Source organism: Burkholderia sp. AU31624 (assembly GCF_020420065.1).
In the GTDB taxonomy this organism is placed as follows: Bacteria; Pseudomonadota; Gammaproteobacteria; order Burkholderiales; family Burkholderiaceae; genus Burkholderia.
In genome coordinates, this window is the sequence record NZ_JAIZRT010000012.1 from 1 (window position 1) to 19,989 (window position 19,989).

The window sequence follows — 19,989 nt, forward strand, 5'->3', positions numbered from 1 at the left end:
GGGCGACAACGTGTCGATCACGGTGAAGCTGATCGCTCCGATCGCGATGGAAGAAGGTCTGCGCTTCGCAATCCGCGAAGGCGGCCGTACGGTCGGCGCCGGCGTCGTCGCCAAGATCATCGAGTAAGCCAGTTATTCGTTGATCGACAGTTTTGGGGCTGGCAACAGCCAGCCCCAGCATGGTTTAGGGGTATAGCTCAACTGGCAGAGCGTCGGTCTCCAAAACCGAAGGTTGGGGGTTCGATTCCCTCTGCCCCTGCCAAAAAATAGCCACGTGTCCTACGTGGCATTTGTTTTAAGGTGTTATGGCGAATCCATCCGTCGAAACTGTAAATACCTCCGGCGATAAGCTGATGCTGGCCCTGGGCGTATTGTTGGTCTTGGCCGGATTCGTGGGCTTCTTCTGGCTGGCCAATCAGCAATGGTATGTCCGCGGTGCTGCGTTGGCGGTCGGTATCATCGCCGGCGTTGCCGTCGGGCTGATGTCCGCACCTGGCAAGAGTCTCATCGCCTTTGCCAAGGATTCGTACAAGGAAGTCCGGAAGGTCGTTTGGCCCACCCGCAAGGAAGCAACGCAAACCACACTCGTCGTGTTCGGTTTCGTGCTCGTGATGGCGATTTTCCTCTGGTTGAGTGACAAATCGATCGAATGGGTGATTTTCTCGGCGATTCTGGGTTGGAAATGATATGAGCGATACTCCGGCATCCCCGAGCGGAAAGCGTTGGTACGTCGTGCACGCCTACTCCGGCATGGAGAAGAGCGTGCAGCGCGCGCTTCAGGAGCGCATCGAACGTGCTGGCATGCAGGACAAATTCGGTCAGATTCTGGTCCCGACCGAAGAAGTGGTCGAAGTCAAAGGCGGCCACAAGGCAGTGACTGAGCGTCGTTTCTTCCCCGGCTACGTGCTGGTTGAGATGGAGATGACGGACGAAACGTGGCACCTCGTGAAGAACACCGCGAAGGTCACCGGTTTCGTCGGCGGTGCGCGCAACCGCCCGACCCCGATTTCCCCGAAGGAAGTCGAGAAGATCATGTCGCAGATGCAGGAAGGCGTTGAGAAGCCGCGCCCGAAGACCCTGTTCGAAGTCGGCGAGATGGTGCGTGTCAAGGAAGGCCCGTTCACGGACTTCAACGGCACCGTCGAAGAAGTCAACTACGAAAAATCGCGCGTGCGTGTATCGGTCACCATTTTTGGCCGATCCACCCCGGTCGAACTCGAGTTCGGTCAGGTCGAAAAAGTTTGATCCCGATTCGGTGGGCAGCCTCGGCTGCCCACCTTCGCGCTTACGGTCCGCGTCATGGCCGTTGAGGAGCGTCAGTAGCCCGTGGCGAAAGCGCGTTATTACTCACCGAACGCCTTCTCTGGCGTTCCAATGAGGTTCACAAATGGCAAAGAAGATTATCGGCTTTATCAAGCTGCAGATCCCTGCAGGTAAAGCCAACCCGTCGCCGCCGGTCGGTCCGGCACTGGGCCAGCGCGGCCTGAACATCATGGAGTTCTGCAAGGCGTTCAACGCGCAGACTCAAGGCATGGAGCCGGGTCTGCCGGTGCCGGTGGTCATCACGGCATTCGCTGACAAGAGCTTCACGTTCGTGATGAAGACGCCGCCGGCGACCGTCCTGATCAAGAAGGCGGCGAAGGTGGACAAGGGCTCGAGCAAGCCGCACACCGACAAGGTCGGTTCGATCACGCGCGCTCAAGCTGAAGAAATCGCGAAGACCAAGATGCCGGACCTTACGGCAGCTGATCTGGACGCAGCCGTTCGCACCATCGCTGGTAGCGCACGCTCGATGGGCATCACTGTGGAGGGCGTGTAAATGGCTAAGATCTCCAAGCGCCGTCAGGCATTTGCCGCCAAGGTTGATCGTCAGAAGCTGTACGCGATCGAAGACGCACTGAGCCTCGTGAAGGAATGCGCGAGCGCGAAGTTCGACGAGTCGATCGACGTCGCGGTCCAGCTCGGCATCGATGCAAAGAAGTCGGATCAAGTCGTTCGTGGTTCGGTCGTTCTGCCGGCAGGTACGGGCAAGTCGGTTCGCGTTGCTGTGTTCGCGCAAGGCGAGAAGGCTGAACAAGCACGTGCAGCAGGTGCGGAAATCGTCGGTATGGAAGACCTGGCAGAGCAGATCAAGGCTGGCCAGATGGACTTCGACATCGTGATCGCTTCGCCGGACACGATGCGTATCGTCGGTACGCTCGGTCAGATCCTGGGCCCGCGCGGCCTGATGCCGAACCCGAAGGTCGGCACGGTCACGCCGGACGTCGCAACCGCCGTCAAGAACGCGAAGGCTGGTCAGGTGCAATTCCGTGTCGACAAGGCCGGTATCATCCACGCGACCATCGGCCGTGCATCGTTCGAACCGACCGCACTGCGTTCGAACCTGTCGGCGCTGATCGAAGCGCTGCAGAAGGCAAAGCCGGCAACGAGCAAGGGCGTCTACCTGCGCAAGATCGCACTGTCGAGCACGATGGGCGTCGGCGTGCGTGTCGACCAGGCTACGCTGGCAGCACAGTAAGCAAGTATTCGGGCCGCTTCGTTCGCGAAGCGGCCTACATGGGCTTTGGGCGGTTGTTCGTGCAGTAGGGCGGGCAACCGGTTATCAAAGACCGTTGGTGGGGCGCAGCAGTCAGGTGATCCCTTAATTCAAGCCAACGCAGATGGCGAACCCGAAAAAGTTTTGCAGTGGTGAAGCCGCAGGCCGTGAAGCGATTCCCGGCGTGAGGTGGAAATACTCCTAACGAGGTCGGACGCCGTTGTTGAACGAGGTACGTGAGGTTTCGGCCATGCCGGCCGCGCCGAACGTATCGTTTCTGGAGGCTAACCGTGCCGCTTAATAGAGAAGACAAGCAAGCCGTCGTCGCTGAGGTTTCCGCGCAAGTCGCGAAGGCCCAGACCGTTGTGCTGGCTGAGTATCGTGGAATTGCGGTTGGCGATCTGACCAAGCTGCGCGCGAAAGCGCGTGAGCAACAGGTGTACCTGCGCGTGTTGAAGAACACGCTGGCGCGTCGCGCTGTTGAAGGTACCCCGTTTGCTCCGCTGGCAGAGCAGATGACTGGCCCGTTGATCTACGGCATCTCGGAAGATGCAATTGCTGCTGCTAAGGTCGTCAACGACTTCAGCAAGAGCAATGACAAGTTGGTCATCAAGGCTGGTTCGTTCGATGGCAAGGTGATGGACAAGGCTGGCGTGCAAGCGCTGGCAAGCATCCCGAGCCGCGAAGAACTGCTCTCGAAGCTGCTGTTCGTTATGCAATCGCCTGTTTCGGGCTTCGCGCGCGCTCTGGCCGCGCTGGCCGAGAAGAAGCAAGCGGAAGCTGCGTAATCGAGCGTGCATCAGCGTCATTGATCGCTGGCTGTATCCGAATTCAATTTAGGAGTATTTCAAATGGCAATCGCAAAAGAAGACATCCTGGCAGCAGTCGAAGGGATGACCGTTCTGGAACTGAACGAACTGGTCAAGGCATTCGAAGAGAAGTTTGGCGTGTCGGCAGCTGCAGTGGCAGTCGCTGGCCCGGCAGGCGGCGGCGCAGCTGCTGCAGCAGAAGAAAAGACCGAATTCACGGTCGTTCTGGCTGAAGCAGGCAGCAACAAGGTTGCAGTCATCAAGGCAGTTCGCGAACTGACGGGCCTGGGCCTGAAGGAAGCGAAGGACGTCGTTGACGGCGCACCGAAGGCTGTCAAGGAAGGCGTCGACAAGGCTGCTGCTGAAGAAGCCAAGAAGAAGCTGGAAGAAGCAGGCGCGAAGGTCGAAGTCAAGTAAGTTTCGGCGCGCTGTGCGAAGGCTGGCGGTATTTTCACCGCCGGCCTTTTTGTGCTTTGTGGGGACGTTATTCTGGCACTCATTCGGGAGCCCGAATAATCGGCCCCAGAAGCCAAAGAAAACCGCCTGATCGTTGTCATGGGTCACGAATGGCGGTTCTCTTTGTCTTCTGAAGCGACTGCAGAAGGCAAGTTTGGTCGGGTAGCGGGCAACACAGGCATCCGCTGCCGTCAGCCAGCGGTTGGTAGCGGCCAACCACCAAGCTTCTCGGCTCGTTCAAGCCGTCGGACGGCCATCGGGTCTCAGTCGGTGAACACTCGGGTTTGAAACGTCCAGGTATTCCGCCTCGATAGCACCCGCCGTGATTCGGAGATCGTATGCAATATTCCTTCACCGAGAAGAAGCGCATTCGCAAGAGTTTCGCGAAGCGCCCCATCGTTCACCAAGTTCCTTTCTTGCTGGCTACCCAGCTTGAATCATTCAGCACGTTTCTGCAAGCCGATGTGCCGGCCACGCAACGCAAGCCTGAAGGTTTGCAGGCCGCGTTCACATCGGTATTTCCCATTGTTTCGCACAACGGTTTCGCACGTCTCGAGTTCGTGAGCTATGCGTTGTCCGCGCCGGCATTCAACATCAAGGAATGCCAGCAGCGCGGCCTGACGTACTGCTCCGCGCTGCGCGCGAAGGTCCGCCTTGTCATCCTCGACAAGGAATCGCCGAACAAGCCGGTCGTCAAGGAAGTGAAAGAGCAGGAAGTGTACATGGGCGAAATTCCGCTCATGACGCCGACGGGCTCGTTCGTCATCAACGGCACCGAGCGTGTCATCGTCTCGCAGCTGCACCGTTCGCCGGGCGTGTTCTTCGAACACGACAAGGGCAAGACGCACAGCTCGGGCAAGCTGCTGTTCTCGGCACGGATCATTCCGTACCGCGGCTCGTGGCTCGACTTCGAATTCGATCCGAAGGACATCCTGTACTTCCGCGTCGACCGTCGCCGCAAGATGCCGGTCACGATCCTGCTGAAGGCCATTGGCCTCACGCCGGAACAGATCCTCGCGAACTTCTTCGTGTTCGACAACTTCACGCTGATGGACGAAGGCGCGCAACTCGAGTTCGTGCCCGAGCGCCTGCGTGGTGAAGTCGCGCGCTTCGACATCACGGACCGTGATGGCAAGGTCATCGTCCAGAAGGACAAGCGGATCAACGCGAAGCACATTCGCGACCTCGAAGCCGCGAAGACCAAGTTCATCTCGGTGCCGGAAGACTATCTGCTCGGCCGCGTGCTGGCGAAGAACGTCGTCGACGGCGACACCGGCGAAGTGATCGCGAGCGCGAACGACGAAGTCACGGAAAGCGTGCTCGAGAAGCTGCGCGAAGCGGGCATCAAGGACATCCAGACGCTCTACACGAACGACCTGGACCAGGGCCCGTACATCTCGTCGACGCTGCGTGTCGACGAAACGACCGACAAGACGGCCGCGCGCATCGCGATCTACCGCATGATGCGTCCGGGCGAGCCGCCGACCGAAGAAGCGGTCGAGGCACTGTTCAACCGTCTGTTCTACAGCGAAGAAGCGTACGACCTGTCGAAGGTCGGCCGTATGAAGTTCAACCGCCGCGTCAGCCGTGACGAGATCACCGGCCCGATGACGCTGCAGGACGACGACATCCTCGCGACGATCAAGATCCTCGTCGAGCTGCGCAACGGCAAGGGCGAAGTGGACGACATCGACCACCTCGGCAACCGTCGTGTGCGTTGCGTCGGCGAACTGGCGGAAAACCAGTTCCGCGCAGGTCTCGTGCGTGTCGAGCGCGCGGTCAAGGAACGCCTCGGCCAGGCCGAAAGCGAAAACCTGATGCCGCACGACCTGATCAACTCGAAGCCGATTTCGTCGGCGATCCGCGAGTTCTTCGGTTCGTCGCAGCTGTCGCAGTTCATGGACCAGACCAACCCGCTGTCGGAAATCACGCACAAGCGTCGTGTTTCCGCACTGGGCCCGGGCGGTCTGACGCGCGAACGCGCAGGCTTTGAAGTCCGCGACGTGCACCCGACCCACTATGGCCGCGTGTGCCCGATCGAAACGCCGGAAGGTCCGAACATCGGCCTGATCAACTCGCTCGCACTGTATGCGCACCTGAACGAGTATGGCTTCCTCGAGACGCCGTACCGCAAGGTCGTGGACAGCAAGGTGACCGACCAGATCGACTACCTGTCGGCGATCGAAGAAGGCCGCTACATGATCGCTCAGGCAAACGCCGCGATCGACGAGAACGGCCAGCTGATCGACGAACTCGTGTCGTCGCGTGAAGCCGGCGAAACGATGATGGTCACGCCGGACCGCATCCAGTACATGGACGTCGCGCCGTCGCAGATCGTGTCGGTCGCAGCTTCGCTGATTCCGTTCCTCGAGCACGATGACGCGAACCGTGCGCTGATGGGTTCGAACATGCAGCGTCAGGCCGTGCCGTGTCTGCGTCCGGAAAAGCCGGTCGTCGGTACGGGCATCGAGCGCACCTGTGCGGTTGACTCGGGTACGACGGTCCAGGCGTTCCGCGGCGGCGTCGTCGACTATGTCGACGCAGGCCGTATCGTGATTCGCGTGAACGACGACGAAGCAGTCGCAGGTGAAGTCGGTGTCGACATCTACAACCTGATCAAGTACACGCGTTCGAACCAGAACACGAACATCAACCAGCGTCCGATCGTGAAGATGGGCGACAAGGTCTCGCGCGGCGACGTGCTGGCCGACGGCGCCTCGACGGACCTGGGTGAGCTCGCGCTCGGCCAGAACATGCTGATCGCGTTCATGCCGTGGAACGGCTACAACTTCGAGGATTCGATCCTGATCTCGGAGAAGGTCGTGGCCGACGATCGCTACACGTCGATCCACATCGAAGAGCTGAACGTCGTTGCACGCGACACGAAGCTCGGGCCGGAAGAAATCACGCGCGACATCTCGAATCTGGCGGAAGTCCAGCTCGGCCGTCTCGACGAATCGGGCATCGTGTACATCGGTGCTGAAGTCGAAGCAGGCGACGTGCTGGTCGGCAAGGTCACGCCGAAGGGCGAGACCCAGCTGACGCCGGAAGAAAAGCTGCTGCGCGCGATCTTCGGCGAGAAGGCCTCGGACGTGAAGGACACGTCGCTGCGCGTGCCGTCGGGCATGAGCGGCACCGTGATCGACGTCCAGGTGTTCACGCGTGAAGGCATCCAGCGCGACAAGCGTGCGCAACAGATCATCGACGACGAACTGAAGCGTTACCGTCTCGACCTGAACGACCAGCTGCGCATCGTGGAAGGCGACGCGTTCCAGCGTCTCGCACGCATGCTCGTGGGCAAGGTCGCGAACGGCGGTCCGAAGAAGCTCGCGAAGGGCACGAAGATCGACCAGGCTTACCTGGAAGACCTCGACCACTACCACTGGTTCGACATCCGCCTCGCGGACGACGAAGCAGCGGCGCAGCTCGAAGCGATCAAGAACTCGATCGAAGAAAAGCGTCACCAGTTCGACCTCGCGTTCGAAGAGAAGCGCAAGAAGCTCACGCAAGGCGACGAACTGCCGCCGGGCGTGCTGAAGATGGTCAAGGTGTACCTCGCGGTCAAGCGTCGCCTGCAGCCTGGCGACAAGATGGCAGGCCGTCACGGTAACAAGGGTGTCGTGTCGAAGATCGTCCCGATCGAAGACATGCCGTACATGGCCGATGGCCGTCCGGCAGACGTCGTGCTGAACCCGCTGGGCGTTCCGTCGCGGATGAACGTGGGTCAGGTTCTGGAAGTGCACCTCGGCTGGGCCGCGAAGGGCCTCGGCTGGCGTATCGGCGAAATGCTGCAGCGTCAGGCGAAGATCGAGGAACTGCGCGTGTTCCTGACGAAGATCTACAACGACTCGGGCCGCCAGGAAGACCTGGAAAGCTTCACCGACGAAGAGATCCTCGAACTCGCGAAGAACCTGCGCGAAGGCGTGCCGTTCGCAACGCCGGTGTTCGACGGTGCGACCGAGGAAGAAATGGGCAAGATGCTCGACCTCGCGTTCCCGGACGACATCGCTGAACAGCTCGGCATGAACCCGTCGAAGAACCAGGTCCGTCTGTACGACGGCCGCACGGGTGAAATGTTCGAACGTCGCGTGACGCTCGGCTACATGCACTACCTGAAGCTGCACCACTTGGTCGACGACAAGATGCACGCGCGTTCGACCGGCCCGTACTCGCTCGTCACGCAGCAGCCGCTGGGTGGTAAGGCGCAGTTCGGTGGCCAGCGTTTCGGTGAAATGGAAGTGTGGGCACTCGAAGCGTACGGCGCGTCCTACGTGCTGCAGGAAATGCTGACGGTGAAGTCGGACGACGTGACCGGCCGGACGAAGGTGTACGAAAACCTCGTCAAGGGCGATCACGTGATCGATGCAGGCATGCCGGAATCCTTCAACGTGCTCGTGAAGGAAATCCGCTCGCTCGGTATCGATATCGATCTCGACCGCAATTAATCGGACTACGGAGAGAAAGCAATGAAAGCTCTGCTCGATCTATTCAAGCAAGTCCAACAGGAAGAAGTTTTCGACGCGATCAAGATCGGTCTGGCCTCGCCGGACAAGATCCGTTCGTGGTCGTTCGGCGAAGTGAAGAAGCCGGAGACCATCAACTACCGTACGTTCAAGCCGGAACGCGATGGTCTCTTCTGCGCGAAGATCTTCGGGCCGATCAAGGACTACGAGTGCCTGTGCGGCAAGTACAAGCGTCTGAAGCACCGCGGCGTGATCTGCGAGAAGTGCGGCGTCGAAGTGACGCTGGCGAAGGTGCGTCGCGAACGGATGGGCCACATCGAGCTGGCCTCGCCGGTCGCTCACATCTGGTTCCTGAAGTCGCTGCCGTCGCGTCTGGGCATGGTGCTCGACATGACGCTGCGCGACATCGAACGCGTGCTGTACTTCGAAGCCTATGTGGTGATCGAACCGGGCATGACGCCGCTGAAGGCGCGGCAGATCATGACCGAAGAGGATTACTACAACAAGGTCGAGGAATACGGCGACGAATTCCGTGCCGAAATGGGCGCGGAAGGCGTGCGTGAACTGCTGCGCGCGATCAACATCGACGAGCAGGTCGAGACGCTGCGCACCGAGCTGAAGAACACCGGCTCGGAAGCGAAGATCAAGAAGTACGCGAAGCGCCTGAAGGTCCTCGAGGCATTCCAGCGCTCGGGCATCAAGCCCGAGTGGATGATCCTCGAAGTGCTGCCGGTGCTGCCGCCGGAACTGCGTCCGCTCGTGCCGCTGGACGGCGGCCGTTTCGCGACGTCGGACCTGAACGACCTGTATCGCCGCGTGATCAACCGTAACAACCGGTTGAAGCGCCTGCTCGAGCTGAAGGCACCTGAAATCATCGTCCGCAACGAAAAGCGGATGCTGCAGGAAGCCGTCGACTCGCTGCTCGACAACGGTCGTCGCGGCAAGGCGATGACGGGCGCGAACAAGCGTCCGCTGAAGTCGCTCGCCGACATGATCAAGGGTAAGGGCGGTCGTTTCCGTCAGAACCTGCTGGGCAAGCGCGTCGACTACTCGGGCCGTTCGGTCATCGTGGTCGGCCCGACGCTGAAGCTGCACCAGTGCGGCCTGCCGAAGCTGATGGCGCTCGAGCTGTTCAAGCCGTTCATCTTCAACAAGCTGGAAGTGATGGGTGTCGCGACGACCATCAAGGCTGCGAAGAAGGAAGTCGAGAACCAGACGCCGGTGGTGTGGGACATCCTCGAAGAGGTGATCCGCGAGCACCCGGTGATGCTGAACCGTGCGCCGACGCTGCACCGTCTCGGTATCCAGGCGTTCGAGCCGGTGCTGATCGAAGGCAAGGCAATTCAGCTGCACCCGCTCGTCTGCGCGGCGTTCAACGCCGACTTCGACGGTGACCAGATGGCCGTTCACGTGCCGCTGTCGCTCGAAGCGCAGATGGAAGCGCGTACGCTGATGCTGGCGTCGAACAACGTGCTGTTCCCGGCCAACGGCGATCCGTCGATCGTGCCGTCGCAGGATATCGTGCTGGGTCTGTACTACGCGACCCGCGAAGCGGTTAACGCCAAGGGCGAGGGCCTGTCGTTCACGGGCGTGTCGGAAGTGATCCGCGCGTACGAGAACAAGGAAGTCGAGCTGGCATCGCGTGTCAACGTGCGGATCACCGAAATGGTCCACAACGAAGACACGTCGGAAGGCGCACCGCCGTTCGTACCGAAGATCTCGCTGTACGCGACGACCGTCGGCCGCGCGATCCTGTCGGAGATCCTGCCGCACGGCCTGCCGTTCTCGGTGCTGAACAAGCCGCTGAAGAAGAAGGAAATCTCGCGCCTGATCAACACGGCGTTCCGCAAGTGCGGTCTGCGCGCGACGGTGGTGTTTGCCGACCAGCTGATGCAGTCGGGTTTCCGTCTCGCGACGCGTGCCGGTATTTCGATTTGCGTGGACGACATGCTCGTGCCGCCGCAGAAGGAAACGATCGTCGGCGACGCCGCGAAGAAGGTGAAGGAGTACGACCGCCAGTACATGTCGGGTCTCGTCACCGCGCAGGAACGCTACAACAACGTGGTCGACATCTGGTCGGCAACGTCGGAAGCGGTCGGCAAGGCGATGATGGAGCAGCTGTCGACGGAGCCGGTGACGGACCGCGACGGCAAGGAAACGCGCCAGGAATCGTTCAACTCGATCTACATGATGGCCGACTCGGGCGCCCGGGGTTCGGCGGTTCAGATTCGTCAGCTGGCCGGTATGCGAGGCCTGATGGCGAAGCCGGACGGCTCGATTATCGAGACGCCGATTACCGCGAACTTCCGCGAAGGTCTGAACGTGTTGCAGTACTTCATCTCGACCCACGGTGCACGTAAGGGTCTGGCTGATACGGCACTGAAGACCGCGAACTCGGGTTACCTGACGCGTCGTCTCGTCGACGTCACGCAGGATCTGGTCGTGGTGGAAGACGATTGCGGCACGTCGAACGGCGTGGCGATGAAGGCGCTCGTCGAAGGCGGTGAAGTCGTCGAAGCGCTGCGTGACCGTATCCTCGGCCGCGTTGCGGTGGCGGACGTCGTGAACCCGGAAACGCAGGAAACGGTGTACGAATCGGGCACGCTGCTCGACGAAACGGCGGTCGAGGAAATCGAACGCCTCGGCATCGACGAAGTGCGCGTGCGCACGCCGCTGACCTGCGAAACGCGCTACGGCCTGTGCGCGGCCTGCTACGGCCGTGACCTCGGCCGCGGCTCGCTCGTGAACGTCGGCGAAGCAGTCGGCGTGATCGCGGCACAGTCGATCGGTGAGCCGGGCACGCAGCTGACGATGCGTACGTTCCACATCGGTGGTGCGGCATCGCGTGCGGCAGTGGCTTCGTCGGTCGAAGCGAAGAGCAACGGTATCGTGCGCTTCACGGCGACGATGCGCTACGTCACGAACGCGAAGGGCGAGCAGATCGTCATTTCCCGTTCGGGCGAAGCGATGATCACCGACGATTTCGGTCGCGAGCGCGAGCGTCACAAAGTGCCGTACGGCGCGACGCTGCTGCAGCTCGACGGTGCGACGATCAAGGCAGGCACGCAGCTCGCCACGTGGGATCCGCTGACGCGTCCGATCATCACCGAGTACGGTGGTACGGTGAAGTTCGAGAACGTCGAGGAAGGCGTGACCGTCGCGAAGCAGATCGACGACGTGACCGGCCTGTCGACGCTGGTCGTGATCGACGTGAAGCGTCGTGGCTCGCAAGCTTCGAAGAGCGTGCGTCCGCAGGTCAAGCTGCTCGACGCGAACGGCGACGAAGTGAAGATTCCGGGCACGGAGCACGCGGTGCAGATCGGCTTCCAGGTCGGCGCACTGATCACCGTGAAGGATGGTCAGCAGGTGCAGGTCGGTGAAGTGCTCGCACGTATCCCGACGGAAGCGCAGAAGACGCGTGACATTACCGGCGGTCTGCCGCGGGTGGCGGAACTGTTCGAAGCGCGTTCGCCGAAGGATGCCGGCATTCTCGCGGAAGTCACCGGTACGACGTCGTTCGGTAAGGACACGAAGGGCAAGCAGCGTCTCGTCATCACGGACCTCGAAGGCAATCAGCACGAGTTCCTGATCGCGAAGGAAAAGCAGGTTCTGGTTCACGATGCCCAGGTGGTCAACAAGGGCGAAATGATCGTGGACGGTCCGGCCGATCCGCACGACATCCTGCGTCTGCAGGGTATCGAGGCGCTGTCGCGCTACATCGTCGACGAAGTGCAGGACGTGTATCGTCTGCAGGGCGTGAAGATCAACGACAAGCACATCGAGGTGATCGTTCGCCAGATGCTGCGTCGTGTGCAGATCACCGACAACGGTGATACGCGCTTCATCCCGGGCGAACAGGTCGAGCGTTCCGACATGCTGGACGAGAACGATCGCATGATCGCCGAGGACAAGCGTCCGGCTTCGTACGACAACGTGCTGCTCGGTATCACGAAGGCATCGCTGTCGACCGACTCGTTCATCTCCGCGGCATCGTTCCAGGAAACGACCCGCGTGCTGACCGAAGCGGCGATCATGGGCAAGCGCGACGATCTGCGTGGCCTGAAGGAAAACGTGATCGTCGGCCGTCTGATTCCGGCCGGTACGGGTCTCGCGTTCCACAAGGCGCGCAAGGCGAAGGAATCGTCGGATCGCGAGCGTTTCGACCAGATCGCAGCGGAAGAGGCATTCGACTTCGGCACGCCGAGCGCGCCGGCAGAAGAGCCGCAGCAACACCCGGCAGCCGAGTAAGTGCGGGCGGCGCGAGCCGCCTTGCGTTACCTTGCTGTCACCGAGACCGCCCGGTTATGCCGGGCGGTTTTTTTTCATCTGTCGTTCATGCGCATGACGGGCCTGCCGCGCGGCTGCCGCAGGCCCGTCATGCGCGCGAACGAATCCTGGCCAATCGGCCAAATCCGCACGATTCGCCACGCGTCGCGCGAGCGGGTTGTTAAAATTGCGGTCATCGCTTAGCCGTCCCTGCCCTCATTCATGTCCCGCGCCCTCGAAATCCTCGACGAAGTATTTGGTTATCCCGCATTTCGCGGCCAGCAGGGCGAGATCGTCGAACACGTCGCCGGTGGCGGCGATTGCCTCGTGCTGATGCCGACCGGCGGCGGCAAGTCGTTGTGCTACCAGATTCCGGCGTTGCTGCGCCGCGAGGCCGGGCAGGGCGCCGGCATCGTCGTATCGCCGTTGATCGCGCTGATGCAGGACCAGGTCGCCGCACTGAGCGAAGTGGGGGTGCGCGCCGCGTACCTGAATTCGACGCTGTCGGGCGCCGAGGCCGCGGCGACCGAGCGCGCGCTGCGCGAGGGCGAAATCGACCTGCTGTACGTCGCGCCGGAACGGCTGATGACGGGGCGCTTCCTCGACCTGCTCGAGCGCGCGAAGATCGGCCTGTTCGCGATCGACGAAGCGCACTGCGTGTCGCAATGGGGGCACGATTTCCGCCCGGAATACATTCAACTGTCGGTGCTGCACGAGCGGTTCCCGGCGGTGCCGCGCATCGCGCTGACGGCCACGGCCGATGCGATCACGCGCGACGAGATCATCCACCGTCTCGCGCTCGACGATGCACGCGTGTTCGTGTCGAGCTTCGATCGCCCGAACATCCGCTACCGGATCGTCGAAAAGGACAACGCGCGTTCGCAACTGCTCGATTTCATTCGTGCCGAGCACACGAATGCCGACGGTACGACCGATGCAGGCGTCGTCTATTGCCTGTCGCGCCGCAAGGTCGAGGAAACGGCCGAATGGCTGAAGGCGCAGGGCGTGCGTGCGCTGCCGTATCACGCGGGGATGGAGTTCGAGGTGCGGCAGAAGCATCAGGAAATGTTCCAGCGCGAGGAAGGCATCGTGATGTGCGCGACGATCGCGTTCGGCATGGGCATTGACAAGCCGGACGTGCGCTTCGTTGCGCACCTGGATCTGCCGAAAAGCGTCGAAGGCTACTACCAGGAAACGGGCCGCGCCGGCCGCGACGGGATGCCCGCGAACGCATGGATGGCGTACGGCCTCGGCGACGTCGTCCAGCAGCGCAAGATGATCGACGAGTCCGATGCGGACGATGCGCACAAGCGCGTCCAGACGTCGAAGCTCGACGCGCTGCTCGGGCTGTGCGAGACGATCTCGTGCCGCCGCGTGCGGCTGCTGAACTACTTCGGCGAGGAGAGCAAGCCGTGCGGCAACTGCGATACGTGCCTCGAGCCGCCGGCGTCGTGGGACGCCACGCGTGAGGCGCAGATGGCGCTGTCGTGTGTGTTCCGCGCGCAGCGTGCAAGCGGCTTCAATTTCGGCTCGAGCCACCTGATCGAGATCCTGCGCGGCGGGCGCACCGAGAAGGTGTTGCAGCGCGGCCACGACCAGCTCACGACGTTCGGAATCGGCGCGTCGCTGTCGGAGCCCGAATGGCGGGCGATTTTCCGGCAGCTCGTCGCGTACGGCTACCTGGCCGTCGATCATGGCGGCTTCGGCGCGCTCGTGCTGACCGAAGCCGCGAAGCCCGTGCTGAAGAACGAGGAGAAGGTCACGCTGCGCCGCTACGTGAAGCCGCAGCGCACGCGCCAGTCGTCGAGCCGCAGCGGTACGCGCGTCGATCCGACGGCCGGCATGGGCACGCGTGAGCGCGCACGGTGGGATGCGCTGCGCGCGTGGCGTGCGGAAACGGCGAAAACGGACGGCGTGCCGGCCTACGTGATCTTCCACGACGCAACGCTCGCCGAGATCGCACGCAACGCGCCGGAGACGATCGACGACCTGCGCCATATCCCCGGCATGGGCGTGCGCAAGCTCGAACGCTTCGGCGACGAGATCATCGACGTCGTCGAGTCAGCCTGACGCAGGTGTTCAGACCCCTCCGGTAAACCACGCGTTCGGCTGGCGAATCACGCAAGCCGTTGACTTAGTTGGTATTTCCGGAATATCATGCTGGGTTCCGGTATTCGGTGGGCCGAGTCGCGTTCCAAGGTTCGCACCCGTTTCGCCGGTTCGGAAGTCAACTGTGCGCCGATTCTCGCTTTGCCCGAAATCGATGCGCAGATTTTGTTCAATTTCAGGAATAAACAATGCCAACCATCAACCAACTGGTTCGCAAAGGCCGTCAGTCGGAAACGACGAAGAGCAAGAGCCCGGCCCTGCAGGACTGCCCCCAGCGTCGCGGCGTGTGCACCCGTGTGTACACGACGACGCCGAAGAAGCCGAACTCGGCACTCCGTAAGGTCGCCAAGGTTCGTCTGACGAACGGCTTCGAAGTGATTTCGTACATCGGCGGTGAAGGCCACAACCTGCAGGAACACTCGGTTGTGCTGATCCGCGGCGGCCGTGTGAAGGACTTGCCGGGTGTGCGTTACCACATGGTTCGCGGCTCGCTGGATACCCAGGGCGTCAAGGACCGTAAGCAAGCGCGCTCGAAGTACGGCGCGAAGCGTGCAAAGGCTGCCAAGTAAGCAGTTTTTGATCAGGGATCGCCACAGGGCGGTCAAGGCGGGAGTGCCGGATTGCCGGTGCTGTCGAGTAAGTGGTCACCCGGCCAAGCTGGTTAGTCGTGAAGATGTGATCGGGTTTGTTGGTGGCCGCGGAGCTGGAACCAGCTCCAACTGAACAAGTAAAGGAAGAATCATGCCGCGTCGTCGCGAAGTCCCCAAGCGGGAAGTGTTGCCGGATCCGAAGTTCGGTAACGTTGATGTAGCCAAGTTCATGAACATGCTGATGCTGTCCGGCAAGAAGTCGGTCGCAGAGCGCATCGTTTATGGCGCATTCGAACAAATCCAGACCAAGGGTGGCAAGGACCCGCTGGAAGTGTTCACGGTTGCGCTCAACAACGTCAAGCCGGTGGTCGAAGTGAAGAGCCGTCGCGTTGGTGGTGCCAACTATCAAGTTCCGGTCGAAGTGCGCCCGTCGCGTCGTATGGCATTGGCGATGCGCTGGCTGCGTGAGGCTGCGAAGAAGCGTAGCGAGAAGTCGATGGCCCTGCGCCTGGCAGGTGAACTCTCCGAAGCGGCCGAAGGCCGTGGCGGCGCGATGAAGAAGCGCGACGAAGTTCACCGCATGGCAGAAGCCAACCGCGCGTTCTCGCATTTCCGTTTCTAAGCGCCTGGCTGGGCTTTTAGCGGAAATAAATTCCGGGCGGGTGCGCTTTTCAGGCGCCTCGCCCGTTTGTGTTGAAGCATGATGCAGCAGGGCTGCATCGTGTCATCCCAGTAGAGGATCAAAGTGGCTCGCAAGACTCCTATCGAGCGCTACCGCAATATCGGTATTAGCGCTCACATCGACGCCGGCAAAACGACGACGACCGAGCGCATTCTGTTTTACACCGGTGTGAACCACAAGATCGGTGAAGTCCACGACGGCGCAGCCACGATGGACTGGATGGAGCAGGAACAGGAGCGTGGCATCACGATCACGTCCGCTGCTACCACCGCCTTCTGGAAGGGCATGGGCGGCAACTATCCGGAACACCGCATCAACATCATCGACACCCCGGGCCACGTCGACTTCACGATTGAAGTTGAGCGCTCGATGCGCGTGCTCGACGGCGCGTGCATGGTGTACTGCGCAGTGGGCGGCGTGCAGCCGCAGTCGGAAACGGTGTGGCGCCAGGCTAACAAGTACAAGGTGCCGCGTCTCGCGTTCGTCAACAAGATGGACCGTACCGGCGCGAACTTCTTCAAGGTCTACGACCAGCTCCGTCTGCGCCTGAAGGCGAACCCGGTTCCGGTCGTGGTGCCGATCGGCGCGGAAGAGAACTTCAAGGGCGTCGTCGACCTGATCAAGATGAAGGCGATCATTTGGGACGAAGCGTCGCAAGGCACGAAGTTCGACTACGTCGACATCCCGGCCGAGCTCGCAGAGACCTGCAAGGAATGGCGCGAAAAGATGGTCGAAGTGGCTGCTGAAGCCAGCGAAGACCTGATGAACAAGTACCTGGAAGAAGGCGACCTGCCGGAAGCCGACATCGTCAAGGCGCTGCGTGATCGTACGATCGCGTGCGAAATCCAGCCGATGCTGTGCGGTACCGCGTTCAAGAACAAGGGCGTGCAGCGTATGCTCGACGCCGTGATCGACTTCCTGCCGTCGCCGGTCGACATCCCGCCGGTCAAGGGCGAGCTCGAAAACGGTGAAGAAGCAGAGCGCAAGGCGTCGGACGAAGAGAAGTTCTCGTCGCTCGCGTTCAAGATCATGACCGACCCGTTCGTCGGCCAGCTGATCTTCTTCCGTGTGTACTCGGGCGTCGTCAACTCGGGCGACACGCTGCTGAACTCGACCAAGGGCAAGAAGGAACGCCTCGGCCGTATTCTGCAGATGCACGCGAACCAGCGTGAAGAAATCAAGGAAGTCCGCGCAGGCGACATCGCCGCAGCGGTCGGCCTGAAGGAAGCGACCACGGGCGACACGCTGTGCGACCCGGCGAACCCGATCGTTCTCGAACGCATGGTGTTCCCGGAGCCGGTGATTTCGCAGGCTGTCGAGCCGAAGACCAAGGCTGACCAGGAAAAGATGGGCCTCGCACTGAACCGTCTGGCTCAGGAAGACCCGTCGTTCCGCGTGCAGACCGACGAAGAGTCGGGCCAGACCATCATTTCGGGCATGGGCGAACTCCACCTCGAAATTCTGGTCGACCGGATGAAGCGTGAATTCGGCGTGGAAGCAACCGTCGGCAAGCCGCAGGTTGCCTACCGCGAAACGATCCGTTCGACGGCGAAGGACGTCGACGGCAAGTTCGTCAAGCAGTCGGGTGGTCGCGGCCAGTACGGTCACGCAGTCATCACGCTCGAGCCGAACGAACAAGGCAAGGGCTACGAGTTCTTCGACGAGATCAAGGGTGGTGTGATTCCGCGTGAATACATCCCGGCGGTCGACAAGGGTATCCAGGACACGCTGAAGTCGGGCGTGCTGGCTGGCTTCCCGGTCGTCGACGTGAAGGTTCACCTGACGTTCGGTTCGTACCACGACGTTGACTCGAACGAAAACGCGTTCCGCATGGCCGGTTCGATGGCGTTCAAGGAAGCGATGCGCAAGGCGAACCCGGTCGTCCTCGAGCCGATGATGGCTGTCGAAGTCGAGACGCCGGAAGACTACATGGGCAACGTGATGGGCGACCTGTCGGGCCGTCGCGGTATCGTCCAGGGCATGGAAGACATGGTTGGCGGCGGCAAGATCGTGCGCGCCGAAGTACCGCTGTCGGAAATGTTCGGTTACTCGACGTCGCTGCGTTCGCTGACGCAAGGTCGTGCAACGTACACGATGGAGTTCAAGCACTACGCTGAAGCTCCGCGCAACGTTGCTGAAGCGATCATCAGCGCGAAGTCGAAGTAATTCGTTATCTCAATCGATAATTTTTGAAAGAAGAGAATCATGGCAAAAGGTAAATTCGAGCGGACCAAGCCGCACGTGAACGTTGGTACGATTGGTCACGTTGACCACGGCAAGACGACGCTGACGGCAGCGATCACGACGGTTCTGACGAAGAAGTTCGGCGGCGAAGCGAAGGCATACGACCAGATCGACGCGGCACCGGAAGAAAAGGCGCGCGGCATCACGATCAACACGGCACACGTCGAGTACGAAACGGCTAACCGCCACTACGCACACGTCGACTGCCCGGGCCACGCTGACTATGTGAAGAACATGATCACGGGCGCAGCGCAGATGGACGGCGCGATCCTGGTTTGCTCGGCAGCAGACGGCCCGATGCCGCAGACGCGTGAGCACATCCTGCTGGCACGTCAGGTTGGCGTTCCGTACATCATCGTGTTCCTGAACAAGTGCGACATGGTGGACGACGCTGAACTGCTCGAGCTGGTCGAGATGGAAGTTCGCGAACTCCTGTCGAAGTACGACTTCCCGGGCGACGACACGCCGATCGTGAAGGGTTCGGCCAAGCTGGCGCTGGAAGGCGACACGGGCGAGCTGGGCGAAGTGGCGATCATGAGCCTGGCCGACGCGCTGGACACGTACATCCCGACGCCGGAGCGTGCAGTTGACGGCGCGTTCCTGATGCCGGTGGAAGACGTGTTCTCGATCTCGGGTCGTGGCACGGTCGTGACGGGTCGCGTTGAGCGCGGCATCGTGAAGGTCGGCGAAGAAATCGAAATCGTCGGTATCAAGCCGACGGTGAAGACGACCTGCACGGGCGTTGAAATGTTCCGCAAGCTGCTGGACCAAGGTCAGGCAGGCGACAACGTTGGTATCCTGCTGCGCGGCACGAAGCGTGAAGACGTGGAGCGTGGCCAGGTTCTGGCGAAGCCGGGTTCGATCACGCCGCACACGCACTTCACGGCTGAAGTGTACGTGCTGAGCAAGGACGAAGGCGGCCGTCACACGCCGTTCTTCAACAACTACCGTCCGCAGTTCTACTTCCGTACGACGGACGTGACGGGCTCGATCGAGCTGCCGAAGGACAAGGAAATGGTGATGCCGGGCGACAACGTGTCGATCACGGTGAAGCTGATCGCTCCGATCGCGATGGAAGAAGGTCTGCGCTTCGCAATCCGCGAAGGCGGCCGTACGGTCGGCGCCGGCGTCGTCGCCAAGATCATCGAGTAATATCGACGATCCGCGGATCCCACGGGATCCGCGCTTCCGCGGTATGCAGTCCGTGCCGTCGAAACCGGGTGTCCAGCTTGCGCTGGCACCCGGTTTTGTTTTTCCGTCAAGCGAACGCGCGGCGCGAGAAACTCGCACCATCGCTCCAGAATTTCGTGTAGAATCGCGGGCTTAGCAGTGGAAGTACCGTCCGGAACCTGATGCCTCGCTCCCCGCAGGCGTCAAGTTTCACGTTCTTTTAGTGTCCGGCGATGCAACATCGCCTCGCTCTTTCCAAGGAATCGTCATGCAGCAACAGAAAATCCGCATTCGCCTGAAGGCATTCGACTATCGTCTGATCGATCAATCGGCTGCCGAGATCGTCGATACCGCGAAGCGGACTGGCGCAATCGTCCGTGGCCCGGTGCCGCTGCCGACGCGCATTCAGCGTTTTGACATCCTGCGTTCGCCGCACGTCAACAAGACGTCGCGCGATCAGCTCGAAATCCGTACCCACCAGCGCCTGATGGACATCGTCGATCCGACCGACAAGACGGTTGACGCGCTGATGAAGCTCGACCTGCCGGCTGGCGTCGACGTGGAAATCAAGCTGCAGTAAGGCTTCCAGCGCCGATCGGCTTGCCGGGCGGCGCTAAGTCTTTGATTGCTTGCGGAAAACGCGAAGGCGGGCTATAATGCTTGG

At 61.2% G+C, this 19,989-nt stretch carries 14 protein-coding genes, 1 tRNA gene and 1 pseudogene; all 16 read left to right on the plus strand.

The window, feature by feature from the left end; all coding sequences use genetic code 11:
* Positions 1–127 (plus strand): annotated as a pseudogene (locus LGM89_RS33195) (elongation factor Tu); the annotation flags it as partial.
* A gap of 59 nt (positions 128–186) precedes the next feature.
* Positions 187–262: transfer RNA gene (locus tag LGM89_RS33200), tRNA-Trp, on the plus strand.
* Between the two features lie 43 nt (positions 263–305).
* Positions 306–686: a preprotein translocase subunit SecE gene (gene secE / locus LGM89_RS33205; protein ID WP_006482892.1), complete on the plus strand. Its 381-nt coding sequence runs from the start codon at positions 306–308 to the stop codon at positions 684–686.
* Position 687: 1 nt separating this feature from the next.
* Positions 688–1,245, plus strand: a complete 558-nt coding sequence (gene nusG / locus LGM89_RS33210) for a transcription termination/antitermination protein NusG (protein WP_006400672.1) — start codon at positions 688–690, stop codon at positions 1,243–1,245.
* Positions 1,246–1,387: 142 nt separating this feature from the next.
* On the plus strand, positions 1,388–1,819 hold the full coding sequence (gene rplK, locus LGM89_RS33215; protein ID WP_006477201.1) for a 50S ribosomal protein L11: 432 nt from the start codon (positions 1,388–1,390) through the stop codon (positions 1,817–1,819).
* Positions 1,820–2,518, plus strand: coding sequence for a 50S ribosomal protein L1 (rplA, locus tag LGM89_RS33220; RefSeq protein WP_006482906.1), 699 nt, complete (start codon positions 1,820–1,822; stop codon positions 2,516–2,518).
* Positions 2,519–2,826: 308 nt separating this feature from the next.
* Positions 2,827–3,324, plus strand: coding sequence for a 50S ribosomal protein L10 (rplJ, locus tag LGM89_RS33225; protein ID WP_021161756.1), 498 nt, complete (start codon positions 2,827–2,829; stop codon positions 3,322–3,324).
* Between the two features lie 63 nt (positions 3,325–3,387).
* Entirely contained in the window at positions 3,388–3,762 is a 375-nt protein-coding gene (rplL, locus tag LGM89_RS33230; RefSeq protein ID WP_021161757.1) for a 50S ribosomal protein L7/L12, read from the plus strand.
* A gap of 377 nt (positions 3,763–4,139) precedes the next feature.
* Positions 4,140–8,246, plus strand: a complete 4,107-nt coding sequence (gene rpoB, locus LGM89_RS33235; RefSeq protein WP_039339224.1) for a DNA-directed RNA polymerase subunit beta — start codon at positions 4,140–4,142, stop codon at positions 8,244–8,246.
* Positions 8,247–8,267: 21 nt separating this feature from the next.
* Entirely contained in the window at positions 8,268–12,512 is a 4,245-nt protein-coding gene (gene rpoC / locus LGM89_RS33240) for a DNA-directed RNA polymerase subunit beta' (protein ID WP_046544763.1), read from the plus strand.
* Positions 12,513–12,752: 240 nt separating this feature from the next.
* The gene (recQ, locus tag LGM89_RS33245; protein WP_089460336.1) at positions 12,753–14,600 is read left to right on the plus strand and encodes a DNA helicase RecQ; all 1,848 of its coding nucleotides are present in this window, start codon (positions 12,753–12,755) and stop codon (positions 14,598–14,600) included.
* 227 nt (positions 14,601–14,827) lie between these two features.
* Positions 14,828–15,208: a 30S ribosomal protein S12 gene (gene rpsL, locus LGM89_RS33250; protein ID WP_006400662.1), complete on the plus strand. Its 381-nt coding sequence runs from the start codon at positions 14,828–14,830 to the stop codon at positions 15,206–15,208.
* A gap of 172 nt (positions 15,209–15,380) precedes the next feature.
* Positions 15,381–15,851, plus strand: a complete 471-nt coding sequence (gene rpsG, locus LGM89_RS33255; protein WP_006477195.1) for a 30S ribosomal protein S7 — start codon at positions 15,381–15,383, stop codon at positions 15,849–15,851.
* A gap of 123 nt (positions 15,852–15,974) precedes the next feature.
* Positions 15,975–18,077, plus strand: coding sequence for an elongation factor G (gene fusA / locus LGM89_RS33260; protein WP_006482929.1), 2,103 nt, complete (start codon positions 15,975–15,977; stop codon positions 18,075–18,077).
* 39 nt (positions 18,078–18,116) lie between these two features.
* Entirely contained in the window at positions 18,117–19,307 is a 1,191-nt protein-coding gene (tuf, locus tag LGM89_RS33265) for an elongation factor Tu (protein WP_011350666.1), read from the plus strand.
* Between the two features lie 286 nt (positions 19,308–19,593).
* On the plus strand, positions 19,594–19,905 hold the full coding sequence (rpsJ, locus tag LGM89_RS33270; protein WP_004199280.1) for a 30S ribosomal protein S10: 312 nt from the start codon (positions 19,594–19,596) through the stop codon (positions 19,903–19,905).
* Positions 19,906–19,989 lie beyond the last annotated feature (84 nt).

What these genes read in the sequence shown, in the direction of transcription:
- secE (WP_006482892.1), top strand. Translation starts at nt 306, where the DNA reads ATGGCGAATCCATCCGTCGAAACTGTAAATACCTCCGGCGATAAGCTG.
- nusG (WP_006400672.1), top strand. Translation starts at nt 688, where the DNA reads ATGAGCGATACTCCGGCATCCCCGAGCGGAAAGCGTTGGTACGTCGTG.
- rplK (WP_006477201.1), top strand. Translation starts at nt 1,388, where the DNA reads ATGGCAAAGAAGATTATCGGCTTTATCAAGCTGCAGATCCCTGCAGGT.
- rplA (WP_006482906.1), top strand. Translation starts at nt 1,820, where the DNA reads ATGGCTAAGATCTCCAAGCGCCGTCAGGCATTTGCCGCCAAGGTTGAT.
- rplL (WP_021161757.1), top strand. Translation starts at nt 3,388, where the DNA reads ATGGCAATCGCAAAAGAAGACATCCTGGCAGCAGTCGAAGGGATGACC.
- rpoB (WP_039339224.1), top strand. Translation starts at nt 4,140, where the DNA reads ATGCAATATTCCTTCACCGAGAAGAAGCGCATTCGCAAGAGTTTCGCG.
- rpoC (WP_046544763.1), top strand. Translation starts at nt 8,268, where the DNA reads ATGAAAGCTCTGCTCGATCTATTCAAGCAAGTCCAACAGGAAGAAGTT.
- recQ (WP_089460336.1), top strand. Translation starts at nt 12,753, where the DNA reads ATGTCCCGCGCCCTCGAAATCCTCGACGAAGTATTTGGTTATCCCGCA.
- rpsL (WP_006400662.1), top strand. Translation starts at nt 14,828, where the DNA reads ATGCCAACCATCAACCAACTGGTTCGCAAAGGCCGTCAGTCGGAAACG.
- rpsG (WP_006477195.1), top strand. Translation starts at nt 15,381, where the DNA reads ATGCCGCGTCGTCGCGAAGTCCCCAAGCGGGAAGTGTTGCCGGATCCG.
- tuf (WP_011350666.1), top strand. Translation starts at nt 18,117, where the DNA reads ATGGCAAAAGGTAAATTCGAGCGGACCAAGCCGCACGTGAACGTTGGT.
- rpsJ (WP_004199280.1), top strand. Translation starts at nt 19,594, where the DNA reads ATGCAGCAACAGAAAATCCGCATTCGCCTGAAGGCATTCGACTATCGT.